Raw genomic sequence first — 17,623 nt, 5'->3', positions numbered from 1 at the left:
GAATTGGCGGGCTGTTGAGGGCAAAGGCTTGAGCGTTTAATTCTTCAAAGACTTTTGCCTACTTTTTGTCCCGGCGGGGAACCGCTTTTAAAAAGTAGGAGCCTGCCCGGCTTGAGGGCGATGGTTATTTAGATGAAAATTGTTCACAGTATGAAGAAAATTGCCACTTCTGTAGTCATCGTATTCTTTTCAATACAATGCTACGCCCAACTCATGAAAAACCATATCGTCGCCGATGACATCCCCTTCAAAAAAACCATCCTCTTCGATAAGTTCGTCTCCGAAGGAGTAGCCGTCGGCGACGTCAACAACGACGGCCTCACCGACGTCATGGCAGGCCCCTTCTGGTTCGAAGCTCCTAACTGGACAAGACATGAAATCTACGAACCCAAACTCTACGTAGCTGAAAAAGAATGGAGCAACTCCATGCTCAATTTCTCCCTCGACGTGAACCAGGACGGATGGATTGATTTCATTCGGGTCGATTTCCCGGGCAAGGCGGTGTACTGGCATGAGAACCCTCAGGGTAAGGAAGGCTACTGGAAAGAATACATGATCCACGAAACTGTGGGCAACGAATCACCCGGGTTTTATGATGTGGATGGCGACGGCCGAAAGGACATCCTGTGCGGCGATGTGACCAACAAGCAAATGATCTGGCTGAAATCGCCCAGCAAAAAAGGTGATGTCACCTGGAAGAAACACACTATTAGTTTGCCCGGCACTCCCGGTTCTGAAAACTTCTCCCATGGTCTTGGCCATGCCGACGTGAACGGCGACGGTCGCAAAGACGTGGTGATCAGAGAGGGTTGGTGGGAAGCGCCGAGTGATGTGACACAGCCTGCCTGGTTCTGGCATCCATCCAACCTTGGCGAGCCATGCTCCCACATGTATACTTACGACTTTACGCAAGACGGACATCTGGATGTTTTCTCTGCTTCGGCCCACGAGAGAGGCATCTGGTGGTATGAAAACGAAGGAGACGGTAGTAACCAGAAGTTCACCCGCCACCTCATCACCGACGAAATGTCAGAAACCCATGCCGTGGCCTTTACCGACATCAACGGCGATGGCAAAAAAGATTTTGTCACTGGCAAGCGCTACTACGCCCACATGCGCCAGGGCACGGGTGCTTTGGAGCCTGCCTACCTCTACTGGTTTGAATACGTGCAAGGCAAAGAACCCAAGTGGATCGCTCACGAAATCGATAATGACTCAGGCGTAGGCCTCAATGTAGTAGCGGAAGACATCAATAAAGACGGCCTGACTGATGTGGTGATTGCCAACAAGAAAGGGATTTTTGTATTTGAGCAGGGGAGGTGATTCGGCGGAATCAGTTATGAAAGTCAAGGCTATAGCAGTATCGTGTCTTTTGATGGTGTTCGCAAGTTGCAATATGCTCTATCAAAATGAATTTCAGGAGGCGATCGATGTCGGCGAAGTGGGAGATAAAAAGGTTATTTGTTTACTGTATAAAACAGGGATTGATAATTATCGTTATGAGTTCAAGTTGGTTGAAAAAGCGGACACGATGGATATTTCAGAGTTGTTTCTTAACGATGCCACTTCACAGAACTCCGATTTTGAGTTGCAAGTAATTGATGACACAGTCAATATTTGTTTGAATAAGCCAGTTGGACAAGAGTTCCGTGAGCTCGGAAATCACAAGTTTCTTTTGAAAGGGTGCCTCAATTAATCTCTCATATAGTTACAGCTTCAATTACTTCAGAGCCTGTTTCTGAAGGCTTATCCCCTAAAGCCTTCTCACCCTCACCCTTGGTTTGTAATGAGCAGAACTTCACACAATTGAGAGAGTAGTTTGAAAATTGCAAGGAACCCAAAAGGGCCTAAATTCTACTTCCTCCAATCCCCTTGGCCTGTCCCCTGACAGACCATCTCTCAGCAAGTCCGACTCTTAAGCTAAAGCCTCTTCACCCTAATATTCTTATAATACACCCTTTGTCCATGATGCTGGAACATGATATGGCCTTCTTTGTCAGAATGATAATCTGGGTTGCTTGAGAATTTGCTGTCAGCTAGCAGCTTTGTCATTTCAAGGCTCCCGATTTCAAACTCCAACACTTTGACACCGTTGAGCCAATGCTCCACATGGCCGTTGTTGTGGATGAGTTTAGCTTGATTGAAATCACCGATTGGCTTAAGTTTTTTATTTGTGGGCTTGATCAGGTCGTAAAGCGACCCAGCCGATCTTACCGCTGCGGTATCGTTGAAATAGATGTCGTCCAATACCTGAATTTCAAAGTTGTCCAGCCAGTTGGGGCTATTGCCATTGCCAGCTTCCATGGTTAGGTTCTCCTGCATATGAAAAAATACGCCTGAATTGGCTGCAGTGTCCACCGCCCATTCGTATTCAAGCTCAAAGTTTCTGTAACGGCCCTTGGTCAGCAAATCCCTGTTGGCAGTGTCTGGATTGGTGACCAACATGCCGTTTTCAACCAGCCAGACACCCTCTGGAAATACATCTATTCCATATCCTCTCAACGAATCAGTAGATGTTCCATCAAACAGTACTACCCAGTCATTTTCTGAGACTTCTTTTTGTTCTGCTTTTTTGGTTTCAGAGCACGCTACCATTAGAATAGTGGCAAAAAGAAGAGGGAATAATCTGTTCATTGAATTTGAATTTTTATCAAGGTATCAATAGTGAGCGAGTTTTTTGCGACTTTTTCTGCAAAAAGCACCTGTTTGAAGTTTTTACTGGCTTTGGTGGTTACAATCTTCATAATCTCCTCAATGTCAATACTCCATCAGCTATGATTACAGGGTAATGTGCTGCTTGCAAAGACGTGAACGTTTGACGAACTTTAATGAATGGTTAGAAAGGTGTATATCGACACTTCAGTTGTTGGGGGGTATTTTGATGAAGAATTCGAGTTCTGGACAAAAATTTTCTTTGATGCGGTGAAGAAAGGGGAATTCAAAATTGTTATATCTGAGCTGCTGACAAAAGAGCTTAAATTTGCACCTGCCAAGATTGGCTCGTTTTTGGATGGGGTCTCTGAAGAGCATAAGCTTTATGTTGAGTTAGATCAAAAGACGGAGGAATTGGCGAGGAGTTACGTAAATAATGGAATCGTCGGCATAAAAAGCCTGGCGGACTGCCGCCATATTGCAACAGCCACGGTAAACCAAATTGAGATTCTGACGAGCTGGAATTTCAAACACATAGTTAACCTTAATAAGATTCATTTATATAATGGGATTAACCTTCAGAATGGTTACCGAACAATTGAAATCAGAACACCGAGAGAGATCGTGAATTATGAAAACTAAGGAAGTAACTGAAAAAAAATTCGACGCCGTCACAATGATGCGTGAGATTCGAGATAAAATTGACAAAGAAACGGAGGGCATGAACTTTGACCAACTGAAAAAGTACTATATGCAAAGTGCAGATGAAAATAAGAAGCGCTCTGCTAAGTGACGCCAATTCTGTGACAATCTTGGTATGGTATTGACAAGTCATTGACTCGACCCCATGGCCTGTCCCCCGACAGACCTTCAACTTACAGCCTCCTCAACGTCAACCCACCATCTGCCACAATCACTTGACCGGTAGCGTAAGGAATACCACCTGTGGCCAAGGACGCCACAATCTTCCCGATGTCTTCCGGCTGGCCCAGCCTCTTTTCCACAGTAAGGCCATTGGCTATCAGGTCTTCGTACTTGCCTTTCACTTTACTGATCATGTCGGTTTCGATCACGCCAGGGCGTACTTCATACACAGGAATGCCAGCTTCCCCTAGTCTGGTCGCTAGCAGTTTGGTCATCATGCCCAGCCCCGCCTTGGCCATACAGTATTCTCCACGGTTAATGGACGCCACTTCTGCCGAAATGGAGGAGATGGTAATGATGCTTCCTTCAAACTCGGGCACTGATGCTTTCTCTTTCAGCATTTGGTTAGCTACCAGCTGAGAAAGAAAAAAAGTGCCTTTGAGGTTGATGTCGAGCATGTAGTCGTAGTCGTCCTCATCAATCTCCAGCACATCTTTGCGAACCCTGGGAGCCACTCCAGCATTGTTCACCAGCAAATTCAGCCTTTTAAAATGAGCCAGGGTCTGAAATACCATTTTTTCCCTGTCTTCCTTCACGCCCAGGTTGCCTTGCACATAAGCCACTTTCGCTCCCAGCTTTTCCAGCACACCAATCACTTCTTTGATGTCCTCTGCCGGCCGCATGCCGTTCAGGGCCAGGTCATAGCCCGCCGTTGCAAGGGACTTCGCAATACCGAAGCCAATTCCTCGTGTTCCTCCGGTAATCAGCGCTACTTTTCTATCCGACATATCAGAGCTCTTTCTTGATTTCTTTGATCAGCTTGGCTTCTTCCATCTGCTTATAGTAAGGGTCAAGCGGGAAGCATCCTGAGATCATGCCGTTGCGTGGGCCTGTGGTGCAGTCGGAGAAAGTACGGCAAATTTTCGCCCTTTTCATCCCTTCGCCTGACAATATATCTGCCGGCATTTCTGGGTAGGAGATCACCATCCGGCCAATGCCCACAAAATCCACGTCACCATTCTTCAGTACGGCTTGCCCTACGTTGGGTAGCCACTCCTGCAGGTAGGAATACCCTGACCCAACAATAGCGAGATTAGGAAAATCCTTTTTGAGTGCCGCCACTACTTCCAGGTGACGGGCAACACCTACAAGTGGATCCTCTGGTGGCAGGTAGCCGTCGGAAGGAGGGAAAAGAGCAGGCCTGGTTACGTGCGGATTGTAATAAGGGCTGCCAGCAGTGATGCAAAGCAGTTCGATGTCGAGCTCCTCCAGCAAATGCAGAAACTTTTTTGTTTCGGTCAGGTCGTAGCTAAGGCCCGTTTTTTCACCACCGAAAGCATAGTTATAGTGGCCTGTTACTTCGTAAGGCTCACCTACTTTGTCTTCGGCTTGTGTAAACGGCAACAAATCAATTGCGCTCAATCTCACGCCAATTTCTAACCCGGGAGCTTCCTTTCTAATACCTTCTACGATCGAGGTAAGAAAGCGGGTCCTGTTTTCGAAGGAACCGCCGTATTTACCTCCCCTGTCAATGGCACTCAGAAACTCATGACCTAAATAGCCATGACAATGTTTAATGTCTACGAAATGGAAGCCCGCCTTTTGTGCCAGCACAGCCGCCCGGATAAAATCTTCAATGAGGCTATCGATGTCCTCGTCGCTCATTACCGGATAGTCGTCGCCAAGTCCAAATTTCTTGTTCAGGACAGGGTGGGCGTAGAGTATCTTTGGCTGTAGTTTTTTCTTGTCGAACGGTTTGCAAAACCTGCCAGAGTGGGTCAGCTGGAGGCCGATAACCAGATCGTCGGCGCTGCTAAATTGCTCCTGATGATCTTTGACCAACGACTCGTAAAGGCTGACGAATTCTGGAAAGGTATCCTCGTTGATCATCAGCTGATTGGGATTGGCCCTGCCTTCTGGGTGCACAGCCACCGCCTCACAGCCCCATAGCAGTTTAGCTCCACTGATGGCGAAATGATGCCAGCGTCTTTTGGTATGCTCCGAAGGCCTTCCGTCCGTGGTTCCATCCCAGCCTTCCATGGGCAGGATGCAAAAGCGGTTGCCGACGGTTCTGCCCGAATTCAGCGAATAGGGTTGACCGTATGGAGAATTGGTAGTGGCCAATTCAGCATCAAATGGAATGTCTGCCCCAATTTCTCCCAGGTAGCTGGTAAGGTCTTCCGCAGTTTTGAGCTGCGCTACTCTTTTAAATACCGGTCTGCTTTTCGTAGCCATTGATCTTAAGCCATTAATCCATTAAAAAACGTATAATATTCTTCACCTTTCAGCTGTTTGGTCAGGTACAGGGCCAATTCCCTGGCATGATAATCCCCCCACATGCTCGACTCGCCACAAGGTACCTTTTGTCCCGCAGGCACATGATCCCAATCATTAGGGCGGTGGTAAACAGAATGTAGAGTCAACCCTTGGTGTGCTGGGTCAGTCGAAAGATAAGGCTCACTGAAAAGCGCCTTTGCGGCCGTTAGCCCCGCTTGCGTATATTTTGGTTCGTTCAGGTACTTGCCAAGCCTCAGAAGCCCTTGTGCGCCAATGGCGGCTGCAGAGCTGTCTACCGGCTCGTGGGCATTAAAAGGATCGGAAGGTTGTGATAAATAGTCGCCCATGTGTACCAGGCCAGGAGCTCCTGTATCCCAGTAAGGGATGCCATCTGTACATGAATTTTCAATATAGAAATCGCAGGTAGCCTTGGCCGCCTTCAGCATCAAAGCCATCAAATCCTTTTTAGATATAACTCCTTCCAGTGCCGACTCAGGTACTTTTTCGAAGAACTCAAGCTCCTCTGGAAAACCGCACATAGCCCAGGCCAGTCCTCGAGTCCAGGTGCTCATGCCGGTGTAGCCTTGCTGTGTGCTCACGCTGCGAAAGTTACCGTCGTTGGTATTGAAAATGCTTTCATGGGCCGTGCGTCCCCAAAGATCATACAGGTCACGGCCTTCTCCGTAAAACACCGAATAGTTGGCGGTCGAGATCAGGTGCCGCACAGTCCTCTTTAGCAGGCTGATTTTCTCGTCGTTTTCACCCATCAGTGAGTGCCCCATTACATGGCTCATCATCAGGATGCGGCAGGAACGAACGGTGTCGACAAACAAGGAATGTGGGCCGTTGAAAGAATAAATATAGCCGCCATTTTTTGTAGTTGTCCAACGCATAGCTTGCACGGCACCACTTACCTTGATGGCCAGCTCATAGAAATTCTTTTCCCACTCGTTGTGTTCAGTTTTGCCTTCATGCATCAGTCTTAGCAAATTGCCGTAGGTGCTGATATTGTTAAAGCCATGGTCGTGAACCCCTTTGTGGGTGAGGTGGGGTGCCATTTTTTCGACCGTATTTTTTCTGCCTATTTGCAGAAATTCCTTTTCTCCGGTAGCATCATATTGCAACAGTGCCGACCCAAACTGGAAGCCCTGCGTCCATTCTGTCCACCCACGGGTAGTGTATTTGCCTTCTACGGTAAAGACAGGCGTTCCGGCTTGGCCATCGTATTGTTTTTCAATCGCCAGGATTTTCTGACCTGACAAATCCCAAAATTGGTTAAGGCTTTTTTCTAAGTGTTCAACCTTCAGTTGGTTGTCTATTTTCATTTCGTTCCTATATGTTTAAAAAGCAAGAGGATTACCTCTTCTCTCAAAGATCAGTAAAGTGGCTACGTCAAGCCATGTGAGCTTTCTTGCCTTACCCTGCCTATTTTTTGTGTAATACCATTATCAAGACGCTCAAACCGCCATGCACCATGTACAGCACGATGTCAAAATTAAATCCGCCGATTTGTGCAGGTATCACCGAAGCGATCGACAAGATGACACTGAGTAATGCCAGCCCGCAAGTGATCATCAGTACTTTGGGTGGGTTTTCAAAGATAACCGCAGCGAGCACTAGCGGTGCCATGACCGAGGTGCCTGTAAAGCTCAACCTGGCCAGCAACACCAGTTGGTCGCTCATGTAAATGGAAAAAATGAGCACTACTAATGAGAATACCAGTAGCGAGATTTTCGTATACCGCATCACTGTTTTGTCCTCGCCTGAAAGCAACGACCGGAGTTCGGAGCCAAGGGCAAAAATCTGCGCATTAGTGGTAGAAAGGCAGGCTGCGAAAAGACCGACAACGGCCAGTGCAGCTACCGGATTGGCCTGGTCAAATAGTAGCGCTGAGGATAGAAACTCTGACGTAGACACATCTGGATATTTCAGCGCACCATACAAGCCGATGAACGCAGTGGGGAGAATCACTAGTATTGCGAAGAGCCCCACGGCGTAGGTCATTTTATGCACCGAACTCAGGTCCTTCATCACGATTAGCCGGGTAGTGAGTTGCGGCTGTGTCACCGGAATCATCACAATAGCGATGGCGGATCCGATCAGGAATTGTGTGCTGAACAAGCCTTTTGGGCCAGGTAGCGTGAGTAGGTCTGGGTTTTGTGTGCCAATATTCGCCATCAACTGACCAAGTCCGCCCGACATTTCGAGGCAGGCAAGTCCAATGATCCAAATAACGACCAGCAGCAAAATGCCCTGGATGGCGTCGCTGTATACAATGGCTTTGAGGCCGCCAATTTCTGCATAAATCAACATAATCACCACCGTGCCTGCCGACCAGCCCCATGAGGGAATGGCATCAGGAAAAGCTGCGTTGAGGAAGATGGAGATGCCCCTGATCTGTATGGCGACATAAGGAATAAGAAACAAGAAGGCGGTTAAGAAGAATAGGTAGCCTGCCCAGGGAGAATGGTAGCACTTAACTAGCAAACCCGCTATCCCTTGAAAACCCTTGGCTTTGGCCAGCTTACGAAGCTTGTAGCCAAACCAGATGATAAAGAATACCATCAGTGCATCCGAAAAGGCCAGGAAGATCCAGGCACCTACCCCGTGGTTACGGAAGAAGTCGGGCATGCCCATGAATGTGAAGGCGCTGAACAATGCGGCAGCAAAGGTCATGAAGCCCAGGAAGGCACCTATGGCAGACCCGGCCAGCATGAATTCGTCCGAAGTTCTATTTTTTTGATAGGATTTAACAGAGGCCAGCACCAGCAGGCCAATGAAGATGATGAAGAAAATAATCAGCCAGGTGGTCATATCAATCTTCTTTATGCGGGAAAACCCGGGTTCCTATAAAAGTGAGTGCCACCAGCAGCGCAGTGATGAGGATGCTACTCCAGAATACGTAAGGCAGGGAAAGAAAAAGCGGCTCGGCATTGCCGGGTTTGAAGATTACGCCAAAGCTCAGAAGAACGAGCAAAATGGCTGCGGCGACAACGATTCGCCATGCAGTAAATGATTTCATCTTATAAGTAGGTTTAAAGCGGATTGAAGATTGGCAAATAAGAGGGCTTTTGCAATTTGTACCGGGACAAAATTTAATTAGCATTTCTTTTACAATTAATATAGAAATGCTTTTATTTGTTTTACAATCTATATACTAATGAGCAAATCATACATAGGTGAATTTGAAGAGCTGGTGCTGACCATTGTGGCCATCCTTCAGGAAGAGGCATACGGCAATGCCATCGTTGGTGAAATAAAAGCTAAGGTCGGCAGGGAGGTGAACCTCAGTGCTGTGCACGTGACCTTGTACCGACTAGAAGACAAAGGGTATGTAAAATCGGGCATGGGTGGAGCCACCAATGAAAGAGGTGGTCGCCGTAAACGAATTTTTACCATTACCAATGCCGGCCTGGCTATTCTCAAAGACATGAAAGAGTCACGAATGGATCTTTGGAAGCTAATTCCTCAGTTGAATTTTGGATAAAAGAATGCCAAACAAGCACTTACATAAAGGTTTAGCAACTCGGTGGCTTCGCTTCCTCCGCTGGTTTTGTCCTCCGAATCTCTACGAAGGGATAGAAGGCGATTTGCTGGAGCAGTTTGAGGTTGATGTAGAAACGCTTGGTGATATCAAAGCTCGTCGGAGATTCAAATGGAATGTGCTCCGGTTTTTCCGGCCGGGAATTTTGATGAGAAACAGTTTTAACCGCCATTTAATGAATACGGGGATGTTTGGAAATCACCTGAAGGTTTCTTATCGGCAGCTAACTAAGAATAGGGCATTTACCATTGTTAATGTTTTGGGGCTATCCCTCGGCATGTCGGCTGCTTTTCTGATTTATCAGTATGTCGGTTATGAGAAAAGCTACGAAAGCCTGCATGCTAATAAGGGCCAGATTTACCGGGTAACGACGGTTTGGAACAGGCAGACAGTTGCAGATGATGCACGGGCTACAACAGTGCCATGGTCGGGCCCTTCAGTAAAGGACGCCTTTCCGGAAGTGCTGGAATATACCCGCTTTGCTCCTCTCAGTGTATTTACCGGTGAGTATTGGGCTGTTTATAACGAGGTAAGCCTGGCTGACTTGGAAGTGTTTTTCGCTGACCCTGGCTTTCTGAAAATATTTTCTTTCAAGCTTCTTCAGGGAGACGCTGATCTGGCACTAAGTGACCCATTTTCGCTGGTCATTACTGCTTCCAGTGCTGCAAAGTTTTTTGGGAGCCAAAACCCTATGGGTAAACTCATAACGATTGACTCACATGGAAACCTGGGCCCGGCCACCTTTGGAGAAAGCAATTTTAAGGTGACAGGCGTCATTCAGGATCCTCCCGGTAACTCTCACATGAATTTCGACTTCCTGATTTCGTACAGCACAATTTTTCCCGGGCTGAGCAACGGGAGCACTTACTGGCACTGGGACTACACTTACACCTATCTGCTGATTAAGGAGGGAAGTAATATTGCTGAACTAGAAAACAGAATATCGAAGCTTAGGGTGGCTCAGCATGGAGACGAAATGACCTATTTCAGCGATGCTATTGACTTCAGGTTGCAGCCCATCAGTGACATCCATTTGCATTCTGCTTTGAAAAATGAGCTCAAAGTCAATGGTGACGGCAATGGGGTTTTTCTCCTGCAGCTGGTGATGATAGGCATCCTGCTAAGCGCTTATATCAACTATATTAACTTATCTACGGTAAAGGCTATCGAAAGGAGCCGTGAGATTGGCGTGAGGAAAATCATTGGTTCAACTCGTCGTCAATTGGTGGGCCAGCTGTTGGTAGAATCTGCGTTGCTGAAATTACTTTCTGTCATTGTGGCTTTTCTCATTTCCGCAAGCAGCATCCTTTTTATAGAAAATGCTTTTGAGCTGAAGTGGCCTGCCTGGCAGAATGGCATCGTTACAACTTCAATGATTGCGTCTGCAATAGCCATCGTAGTAGCAGGCATCTTGCTCTCGGTGGTATATCCTGTTTTGATCATTACCCGGATCAAGGTGATAGAAGCCCTGAAAGGGGGCAGACAAGGAGCGGCAGGGTTTGGGAGAAAAATTGAGTTGAGAAAAGTGCTTATTGTGGTGCAGTTTGTCTTCTGTGTCGCCTTTACTACTGGTACCTGGTCGCTTTACCAACAGCTTCGTTTCATGAAAGACTATGACCTGGGCATGAACATGGATCAGGTCATTGTAGTGAAAGGGTATGGCTCTCAGTCGCCTAAGGTTTATGAGAGCTTCAAATCCAAACTGAATGGGGTAAGCTTTGTGGAGTCGGTGGGCTTTTCGTCGGCTGCCCCTGGCGACGAGGTTAACTTGCTGGGCCTGAAAGCCAATGTAACTGTTGGCGATCAGACAGAGCCAAAGGAGCTAAAAATCGTCAGTATTGATGAGGATTTTTTTAACACCCTGGAGATTGCACTGCTGGCCGGCCGCTCATTTGATCCTGCGAATATTGCAGACCAAAAATCGGCCATTGTCAACGAATCAGCGGCCCGTTTACTGGGTTTTGAAGACCCGTTCGAAATCGTAGACGAGCCTATGCACAATCTGCAGGAAGTAGACAGCAGAATTGTGGGGGTGATCAAAAATTACAACCAGCTTTCTCTAAAAAACTCCTATGAGCCCATAGTGTATGTCCCCTATAAGGAATGGGACAGAAGCTGGAACAGCAGGTTTTTCTTTGTGAAAGTGACTGGTGGCACAACAGGCAATCGCTACCAGGAAGCTCTGGCCGAAATTGAAGCCGCATGGAAAGAAGCCGCACCAGAGCAACCCTTTCAATACTTCTTTCTCGACAGTCATTTTGAGAATAAGTACCAGGCCGAAACTGTATTCACCTCGCTGTTTCTTTTCTTCTCACTCTTTGCAATCATCATCGCATGCCTGGGGCTATTTGGTCTGGTGGCTTACAGCACTATCCAACGAACAAAAGAGATCGGGATCAGAAAGGTACTTGGAGCGACGGTGGAGAATATTCTTGCTCTGCTTTCCAAAGATTTCTTCCGGCTAATTTTGGTTGCTTCGTTATTGGCGGTTCCTATTGTTTGGCTGGCGCTTGAATCATGGCTCAATACCTATGCCTTTCGAATTGATGTTGACTTATGGCTTTTCATTGTTCCATTGCTGAGCGTTTTTGGGCTGGCCTTAGCGACAGTCATCCTTCGGTCGTGGAGAGTGGCAGTTAGCAATCCGGTAAACAGTCTGCGCTATGAATAAACCGTCTCCCACCTGGCTCCGCTTCCTCCGCTGGTTTTGCCCTTCCGGGCTTTATGAAGGCATTGAAGGCGACTTGCTGGAGCAGTTTGATGAGGATGTTGAAGCTTTTGGTGAAAGAAAGGCGGGACGGAAATTTAAATGGAATGTGCTCAGGTTTTTCAGGCCGGGGATATTGATGAGGGATACTTTTGAAAACAGACTAACAAATACTGGTATGCTAAGAAATTACGTGACTATCGCCTGGAGAAATATCATTCGGCACCCAGGCCACACAGTACTGAACGTCCTGGGCCTGGCCCTCGGACTGGCGAGCTGTTTTTTGATCGGTTTGTATGTTCGGTATGAGCTAAGCTTTGACGACTTTCACACAAAGGGGGAGCATATCTACAGGTATATACCGCAGTTTGCCAAAGATGGGCAAATGACACTTCAGGTACAGACAGCTGCAGGCATAGCTCCTCATCTGAAAGCCACCGTTCCCGAGGTTGAGCAAGCAGTTAGGTATACGGAATGGGAAGAACAACCTTTCTTGAAATGGAAGGGAAAAGAACTCCCCGCAGCAACTCTATCTCTTGCAGACAGCAACTTCTTCAACATGTTTTCATTCCGGCTGCAAGAGGGGAACTCAGCGGATGTGTTGACTCGTCCTCTCACCGTAGTTATCTCCAAAACTATTGCTGAAGCTGTTTTTGGAGACGAAACCCCCATAGGCCAGGTGATTACCTATGATAGTAACCTCGAATTGGAAGTTACGGGCGTTTTCGAAGATGTTCCTGCCAATAGCCATCTTCAGTTTTCTTATCTGGTATCTGTGGCATCACTGCCAAAATTTTATGGAGCTGACCAGACTGTGCTTACCAGCATGAACAATTGGAATTTCTCCACCTACTTGTATGCGCCGGATGTCGTAGATATGACTGATTTTCATCAAAAAGTGACGCAAGCTATGGTGGCCAAAATGAAGCAGTTAGGCACTTTTGGTGATGGTGAGGAGGCGGCCGCACATTGGCTTCAACCGCTTTCCGACATTCACTTCACTCAGGGAATTCGAGGAGACGGCCCTACATCAAATATCAGCCATGTCTATATTTTCTTAGCAGTAGCCATTTTCATCATTCTCATTGCGTGTTTCAACTTCATGAACCTTTCCACTGCCAGGGCGGTAGGCCGGGCTAAAGAAGTAGGAGTGAGAAAAGTGATGGGCGCTGTGAGGAGGCAGCTTATATTTCAGTTTTTGAGTGAGGCTTTTTTCATCGTCTTAATAGCAGGTGTCCTGAGCCTGCTTCTTTTCTGGCTGGCAGTTCCCTGGTTCAATGACGCCCTGGGCTTGCGACTTACTTTTGATATAGACAATGACTGGCAATTCGTTACTCAACTGTTGGGTATCATCATTGCGACAGCGTTCGTAGCAGGCAGCTATCCTGCTTTTTACTTATCGTCGTTCACTCCTTCTTCAACTCTTAGAGGAGGAAATGCAAAAGGTGGTAAGGTGGGCTTTCGAAATATATTGACTGTCATCCAATTCAGTATATCGGTATTTCTGCTCATCGGAACATTGGTCATCAGCAGCCAGCTTTCTTACATGAAAGAAGCTAAAATGGGTTACGAAAAAGACCTGGTAGTTCATTTTCAACTGACGAATGATTTGGAGGGAGAGAAATTTGAAAGCTTTAAAAACGCACTATTAAATCATCATGGAATTGCGGCCGTTAGCAGGGGAAGCGATGTGCCCGGAAATATCACCGGCCACAATATTTTTGAAGTTCAGGTGGGTGAAGAAAAACGGATCAAAGCATTTACCTACATCACCGCCGACTATGGTTACCTCGATGCGCTTGGAATCGAGTTAGCTGAAGGCAGGCAATTTTCCAGGGAGTTTCCGACAGATGAAACACAGGGCTATTTGGTCAACGAGACCCTGGTTGAGTTTTTAGGCCTCGACAAACAGCCTGGCCGAGTTGTTGGCACACCCATGCGCTGGTTGTATTCCGACTCCCAGGAGGCAATATAATCGGGGTCGTCAAAGACTTTCATGCCAGGTCACTCCAAAACAAGATTGAGCCCATGGTGATTTGGTTTAGCAATGAGGAGACTGTCGGGATAGTAAAGCTCAATGGCAACGATGTTTCAGGCGCTTTGACTACTTTGGAACGGGAGTGGAGCAGGTCGGCTTCGGGCTATCCGCTGAATTATACTTTTCTTGATGAATCGCTTGGCAGGATGTATTTGGCTGAAGAGAAATCCATGACACTTGCAGGGTCTTTCTCGATTTTGGCCATCTTTATTTCCTGCATGGGCCTTATTGGGTTAGTGTCGTATGTAGCCGAACAGCGGAAGAAAGAAATTGGCATCAGGAAGGTGCTTGGTGCATCAATGGCCGGCATTGTGACCCTTTTTTCGTGGCGGTTTATTCGACTTGTTGTGGTGGCGGCGGCTGTCACGGTGCCGCTGTCAGTACTGGCTGTGGACGAGTGGCTGGCCAATTTTGCTTATGCTGCACCGCTTCAGTGGTGGGTGTATGGTATTCCGGTGGTGATCGTGTTGCTTACCACTGTTGCCGTGGCCTCAGGTTTCACGATGAAGGCTGCCAAGGCTAATCCGGTTGATTGCCTGAGAAATGAGTAGTCGTTACTCCTGGAGTAGGCAATGGTGAGCCCCGTCCAAGTTGGTTTCGGAAAATTATATATTGATCAAGGTTGTTTGTGCTCGTTGGATTTTAATAAACGGCTATCGAAAGAAATGTTTAGTAAATTCAGGTGAAAATGAATGAGCAATGAAGATGCATCTGGTCGGAGGTTTTCTGGGAAGCGGTAAAACGACCGCAATTGCAGTCGCTTGTCAACAACTTACGCAGCAAGGCCTAAAAGTTGGCGTGATCACCAACGACCAGGGGCAATACCTTGTTGACAGCGAGTTCCTCAGTGCGGAAGGGATTTCGTCTGCACAGGTAGCCGGAGGTTGCTTTTGCTGCAACTACGACCAGCTCGATGAGCAGATTCAACGAATGACGGCTGGCATCTCACCTGATGTTATTTTCGCTGAGTCGGTGGGGTCATGCACCGACCTTGTCGCTACGGTGCTCAAGCCCCTTCGGAAGTTTCGTCAAGAAAAAATGGAAGCCGTGACCCTTTCCTGTTTCGTCGATGCCAGAATGCTGATGATGCATACGAACGATAGACGGCTGCCCTTTAGTGCCGACACCACCTACATTTGGGAGAAGCAAATCGAAGAAGCCAGATTAATTGTCGTCAACAAAATTGACCTTATTAGCCCTGCCGATCTTCCGGCTTTCAAGCAAGCACTGACCGCTAAATACCCTGGCAAAAAATTTCTTTTCCAAAACTCGCTTGACGAGGGCTCGGTTCGTGGATGGCTGAATGAGCTAGAGGCGAACGGGGATTCCAATAAGCTCACGCCACTTGATATCGACTATGCCAAATATGGCAAAGGCGAAGCGGAGCTTGCTTGGTTGGATGAGCAGATTACGATCAAAACATCCCACGGCACGGCAACAAAAGTAGCCATTGATTTCATCGAAGGGCTGACTAGTAGCATCAAACGTCAGCAGCTTACCATCGGGCACCTTAAGTTGATGATCACATCGAATGGTAGACAAAGAAAAATTAGCTTCACCACTGTGTCATCCCCCGCAGCCGAAACTAATGAACTCAGGACTTTTTTTGGGCAATCGAATGAAGTCCAACTTACAGTGAATGCCCGGGTTCAAACAGCTCCCGAAGTCCTTAGAGGTCTGTTGGAGGTTGAACTTGGCTTGCTGAGAACAGTCGATACCATTATCTCTGAGGAGAATATTGTTTTTTTTCAGCCAGGCTTTCCAACGCCTACTCATCGGATATTGAGCTGATAAGCTGATCGATTAACGGATGATCTGCAAGGTTTTGCCAATGCCTGCTTGTAGCACTTTTTCCACGCCAACCTGCTCAGCGTATTTACCCCAATGACTGACTACTTCTGCAATCTCCTGAATGATGCTTGCAGCTTTCTTCACATTCATTTGATTGGCCACAGCCAGTAAATCGTTTTTGGTAATAGCTGTTCTTTTGCCGTTTATACTCAGGGCGTGCTGGCTTACCCAGTCGCTGTCGGGCCTATAAGCATGGCAAACATCGAACGCCGGCGACAATGCCCATTGCCCGGTTTTGTCCATCATGAAAGCGAAGTTTTTGGTGTGATCATCACAGTTCCTCCCCATCACATTAAAAACCATTCTTCTGTACAGCTGCTCAGCTTGTGGGTAAGGCAATCCCAGGAACCTCATGGTTTCAAACAACTGCTCATAGCTGTACATCGTCACCTCATTAAAGTCGAAATGCCGCATCGCACAAAAGCTTTGCACATGCACTTTGCCCTGATCGGGAACCCGGTCAAACCGTTTGGTCATGAAATGAGCCCTGCCGTTTTCTTCCAGTAGTTTGCTGTCAGTCATTGTTATGCCAGCCTCCTTGGCCATGAGGTAGTAGGCCATTTCTACCCGGCCGTACCCACTGGATGAACCAAATTGAGTATCGGTCACACCGTCAAACTTGATGATCCAGTGCGTGAACCCTTTGGGAGCATTAGTTTGACCGCTCTTGATGTCGCCCGTCGATTTGTTGTAGGTGATCAGGGCTTTTGCCCTGGCTCCACCGGCTGATGAGCCAATTTTCAGTATGTCGATCAAAGCCTTTTCTTCGTCGCTGGCCACATTGGCGGCAAAGTCCTTCCTCCCGGAGAGAATTTGCTCGGCCACTTGTATCAGGCTTTCTATTTCTATTTCTGTGGCCTTGTCGTCTGCCTTCGGAAAAGCTGGTTCCACTTCCAAAGCGCCCATGCCACGGGAGCCAATAAAACAAAGGGTTTCTACAGGGTTCAGGCTATTGGTGGGGCGTCCCTGTCGGGTAAGCCAGGTGTTGATTAGCGCATTGCCATACTTGTCGGGCAAAATATCGGCTAACAGGCCAGGCAACCCTTTGAATGTGCTGGTAGTACGCAATTCAGGAAACGAAAAGACCCGGCCTCTTGCTTCTTGTTGTGGCATCTGGACGGGGGCCAGGTCCCAGTTGTTGGAGAGGAAGCCGGGCTCGTATTCAAACGCTCCTATCTCGTTGGTTGGATCCCAGGCGATGGCACCCACTCTTTCTCCCCAGATATTGATAAACGCCGTTGTTACCATTACCAGTCGGATGAGGTGCGCTCAGGAGCTTTCCTTTTTGATGCTCGCTGCCGTTGACTTTGCTCCAGCTTTGCCAGCTGAAGTGGGCTCAACTTTTTCTCTACCTTGAATGACTCCAGTACCTGCAACTGACTCAACGCTCTAAGCAATTGGATAAGCGTGAGGGTATTGGATCGCTTGCCTTGCTCAAATTCGACCAGTGTTGTGCGATTGATGCCCGCCTCTTCTGCAAGCTGACTTTGAGTCTTGTTCTGCTCCAGTCGATGATGCCTGACAAACTCTCCAATGGTGGACAGCAAAGCTGCGTCGCTCGTGAATTTTATTTTAATGTTGTTTTTATCCATCATTTTTGATTTAAATACCATATAATATCGGTTATATACAACAAATATGCTTATTATTAATCAAAATAACAACATGTCTTATGTTGTCTTTATCCATC

At 47.4% G+C, this 17,623-nt stretch carries 17 protein-coding genes; 9 read left to right on the top strand and 8 right to left on the bottom strand.

Annotated elements, in window-relative coordinates:
• Window positions 1-150 precede the first annotated feature (150 nt).
• Window positions 151-1,323, top strand: coding sequence for a VCBS repeat-containing protein (locus GC130_RS05645; RefSeq protein ID WP_151997298.1), 1,173 nt, complete (start codon window positions 151-153; stop codon window positions 1,321-1,323).
• A gap of 16 nt (window positions 1,324-1,339) precedes the next feature.
• Window positions 1,340-1,696 (top strand): hypothetical protein, encoded by a 357-nt coding sequence (locus GC130_RS05640; protein ID WP_151997297.1) that lies wholly within the window; start codon window positions 1,340-1,342, stop codon window positions 1,694-1,696.
• 224 nt (window positions 1,697-1,920) lie between these two features.
• On the opposite strand, the gene GC130_RS05635 is transcribed toward GC130_RS05640, so the two are convergent.
• A complete protein-coding gene (locus GC130_RS05635) occupies window positions 1,921-2,634 on the bottom strand; it encodes a DUF1080 domain-containing protein (RefSeq protein WP_151997296.1) in 714 nt (237 codons plus the stop codon).
• Between the two features lie 198 nt (window positions 2,635-2,832).
• Between GC130_RS05635 and GC130_RS05630 the strand changes: the two genes are divergently transcribed.
• Together GC130_RS05630 and GC130_RS28545 are read left to right on the top strand one after the other, a co-directional pair.
• Entirely contained in the window at window positions 2,833-3,294 is a 462-nt protein-coding gene (locus GC130_RS05630) for a PIN domain protein (protein ID WP_151997295.1), read from the top strand.
• The gene (locus tag GC130_RS28545) at window positions 3,284-3,445 is read left to right on the top strand and encodes a hypothetical protein (RefSeq protein WP_193217775.1); all 162 of its coding nucleotides are present in this window, start codon (window positions 3,284-3,286) and stop codon (window positions 3,443-3,445) included. Before GC130_RS05630 ends, GC130_RS28545 begins: the two co-directional genes overlap by 11 nt.
• A gap of 82 nt (window positions 3,446-3,527) precedes the next feature.
• On the opposite strand, the gene GC130_RS05625 is transcribed toward GC130_RS28545, so the two are convergent.
• From GC130_RS05625 to GC130_RS05605, 5 genes are all read right to left on the bottom strand, one after another.
• Window positions 3,528-4,304 (bottom strand): 3-ketoacyl-ACP reductase, encoded by a 777-nt coding sequence (locus tag GC130_RS05625; protein ID WP_151997294.1) that lies wholly within the window; start codon window positions 4,302-4,304, stop codon window positions 3,528-3,530.
• 1 nt (window position 4,305) lies between these two features.
• The gene (locus GC130_RS05620) at window positions 4,306-5,751 is read right to left on the bottom strand and encodes an NADH:flavin oxidoreductase (protein WP_151997293.1); all 1,446 of its coding nucleotides are present in this window, start codon (window positions 5,749-5,751) and stop codon (window positions 4,306-4,308) included.
• A 5-nt stretch (window positions 5,752-5,756) separates the two neighbouring features.
• Window positions 5,757-7,118, bottom strand: coding sequence for a glycoside hydrolase family 88 protein (locus GC130_RS05615; RefSeq protein ID WP_151997292.1), 1,362 nt, complete (start codon window positions 7,116-7,118; stop codon window positions 5,757-5,759).
• Window positions 7,119-7,218: 100 nt separating this feature from the next.
• A complete protein-coding gene (locus GC130_RS05610; protein ID WP_151997291.1) occupies window positions 7,219-8,607 on the bottom strand; it encodes a sodium:solute symporter in 1,389 nt (462 codons plus the stop codon).
• Window position 8,608: 1 nt separating this feature from the next.
• Window positions 8,609-8,815, bottom strand: a complete 207-nt coding sequence (locus tag GC130_RS05605; RefSeq protein ID WP_151997290.1) for a hypothetical protein — start codon at window positions 8,813-8,815, stop codon at window positions 8,609-8,611.
• Window positions 8,816-8,953: 138 nt separating this feature from the next.
• Here GC130_RS05605 and GC130_RS05600 point away from each other — a divergent pair, with 138 nt between their 5' ends.
• From GC130_RS05600 to GC130_RS05580, 5 genes are all read left to right on the top strand, one after another.
• A complete protein-coding gene (locus tag GC130_RS05600; RefSeq protein WP_151997289.1) occupies window positions 8,954-9,280 on the top strand; it encodes a PadR family transcriptional regulator in 327 nt (108 codons plus the stop codon).
• A 4-nt stretch (window positions 9,281-9,284) separates the two neighbouring features.
• Window positions 9,285-12,008, top strand: coding sequence for an ABC transporter permease (locus GC130_RS05595; protein ID WP_151997288.1), 2,724 nt, complete (start codon window positions 9,285-9,287; stop codon window positions 12,006-12,008).
• Complete coding sequence (locus GC130_RS05590; RefSeq protein WP_151997287.1) at window positions 12,001-14,019, top strand: ABC transporter permease; 2,019 nt, start codon at window positions 12,001-12,003, stop codon at window positions 14,017-14,019. The genes GC130_RS05595 and GC130_RS05590 overlap by 8 nt, the downstream gene beginning before the upstream one ends.
• A 53-nt stretch (window positions 14,020-14,072) precedes the next feature.
• Complete coding sequence (locus GC130_RS05585; protein WP_151997286.1) at window positions 14,073-14,633, top strand: ABC transporter permease; 561 nt, start codon at window positions 14,073-14,075, stop codon at window positions 14,631-14,633.
• A gap of 148 nt (window positions 14,634-14,781) precedes the next feature.
• The gene (locus GC130_RS05580) at window positions 14,782-15,873 is read left to right on the top strand and encodes a GTP-binding protein (RefSeq protein WP_151997285.1); all 1,092 of its coding nucleotides are present in this window, start codon (window positions 14,782-14,784) and stop codon (window positions 15,871-15,873) included.
• Window positions 15,874-15,885: 12 nt separating this feature from the next.
• On the opposite strand, the gene GC130_RS05575 is transcribed toward GC130_RS05580, so the two are convergent.
• Both GC130_RS05575 and GC130_RS05570 read right to left on the bottom strand, forming a co-directional pair.
• Window positions 15,886-17,181, bottom strand: a complete 1,296-nt coding sequence (locus tag GC130_RS05575; protein ID WP_151997284.1) for a type II toxin-antitoxin system HipA family toxin — start codon at window positions 17,179-17,181, stop codon at window positions 15,886-15,888.
• Entirely contained in the window at window positions 17,181-17,546 is a 366-nt protein-coding gene (locus GC130_RS05570) for a helix-turn-helix domain-containing protein (protein WP_201568535.1), read from the bottom strand. The genes GC130_RS05575 and GC130_RS05570 overlap by 1 nt, the downstream gene beginning before the upstream one ends.
• Window positions 17,547-17,623: the final 77 nt, after the last annotated feature.

This window comes from Imperialibacter sp. EC-SDR9 (assembly GCF_902498805.1).
Lineage (GTDB): Bacteria > Bacteroidota > Bacteroidia > Cytophagales > Cyclobacteriaceae > Imperialibacter.
The sequence above is the reverse complement of the archived record's forward strand: the minus strand, read 5'-3'. Positions and strand labels throughout refer to the sequence as shown.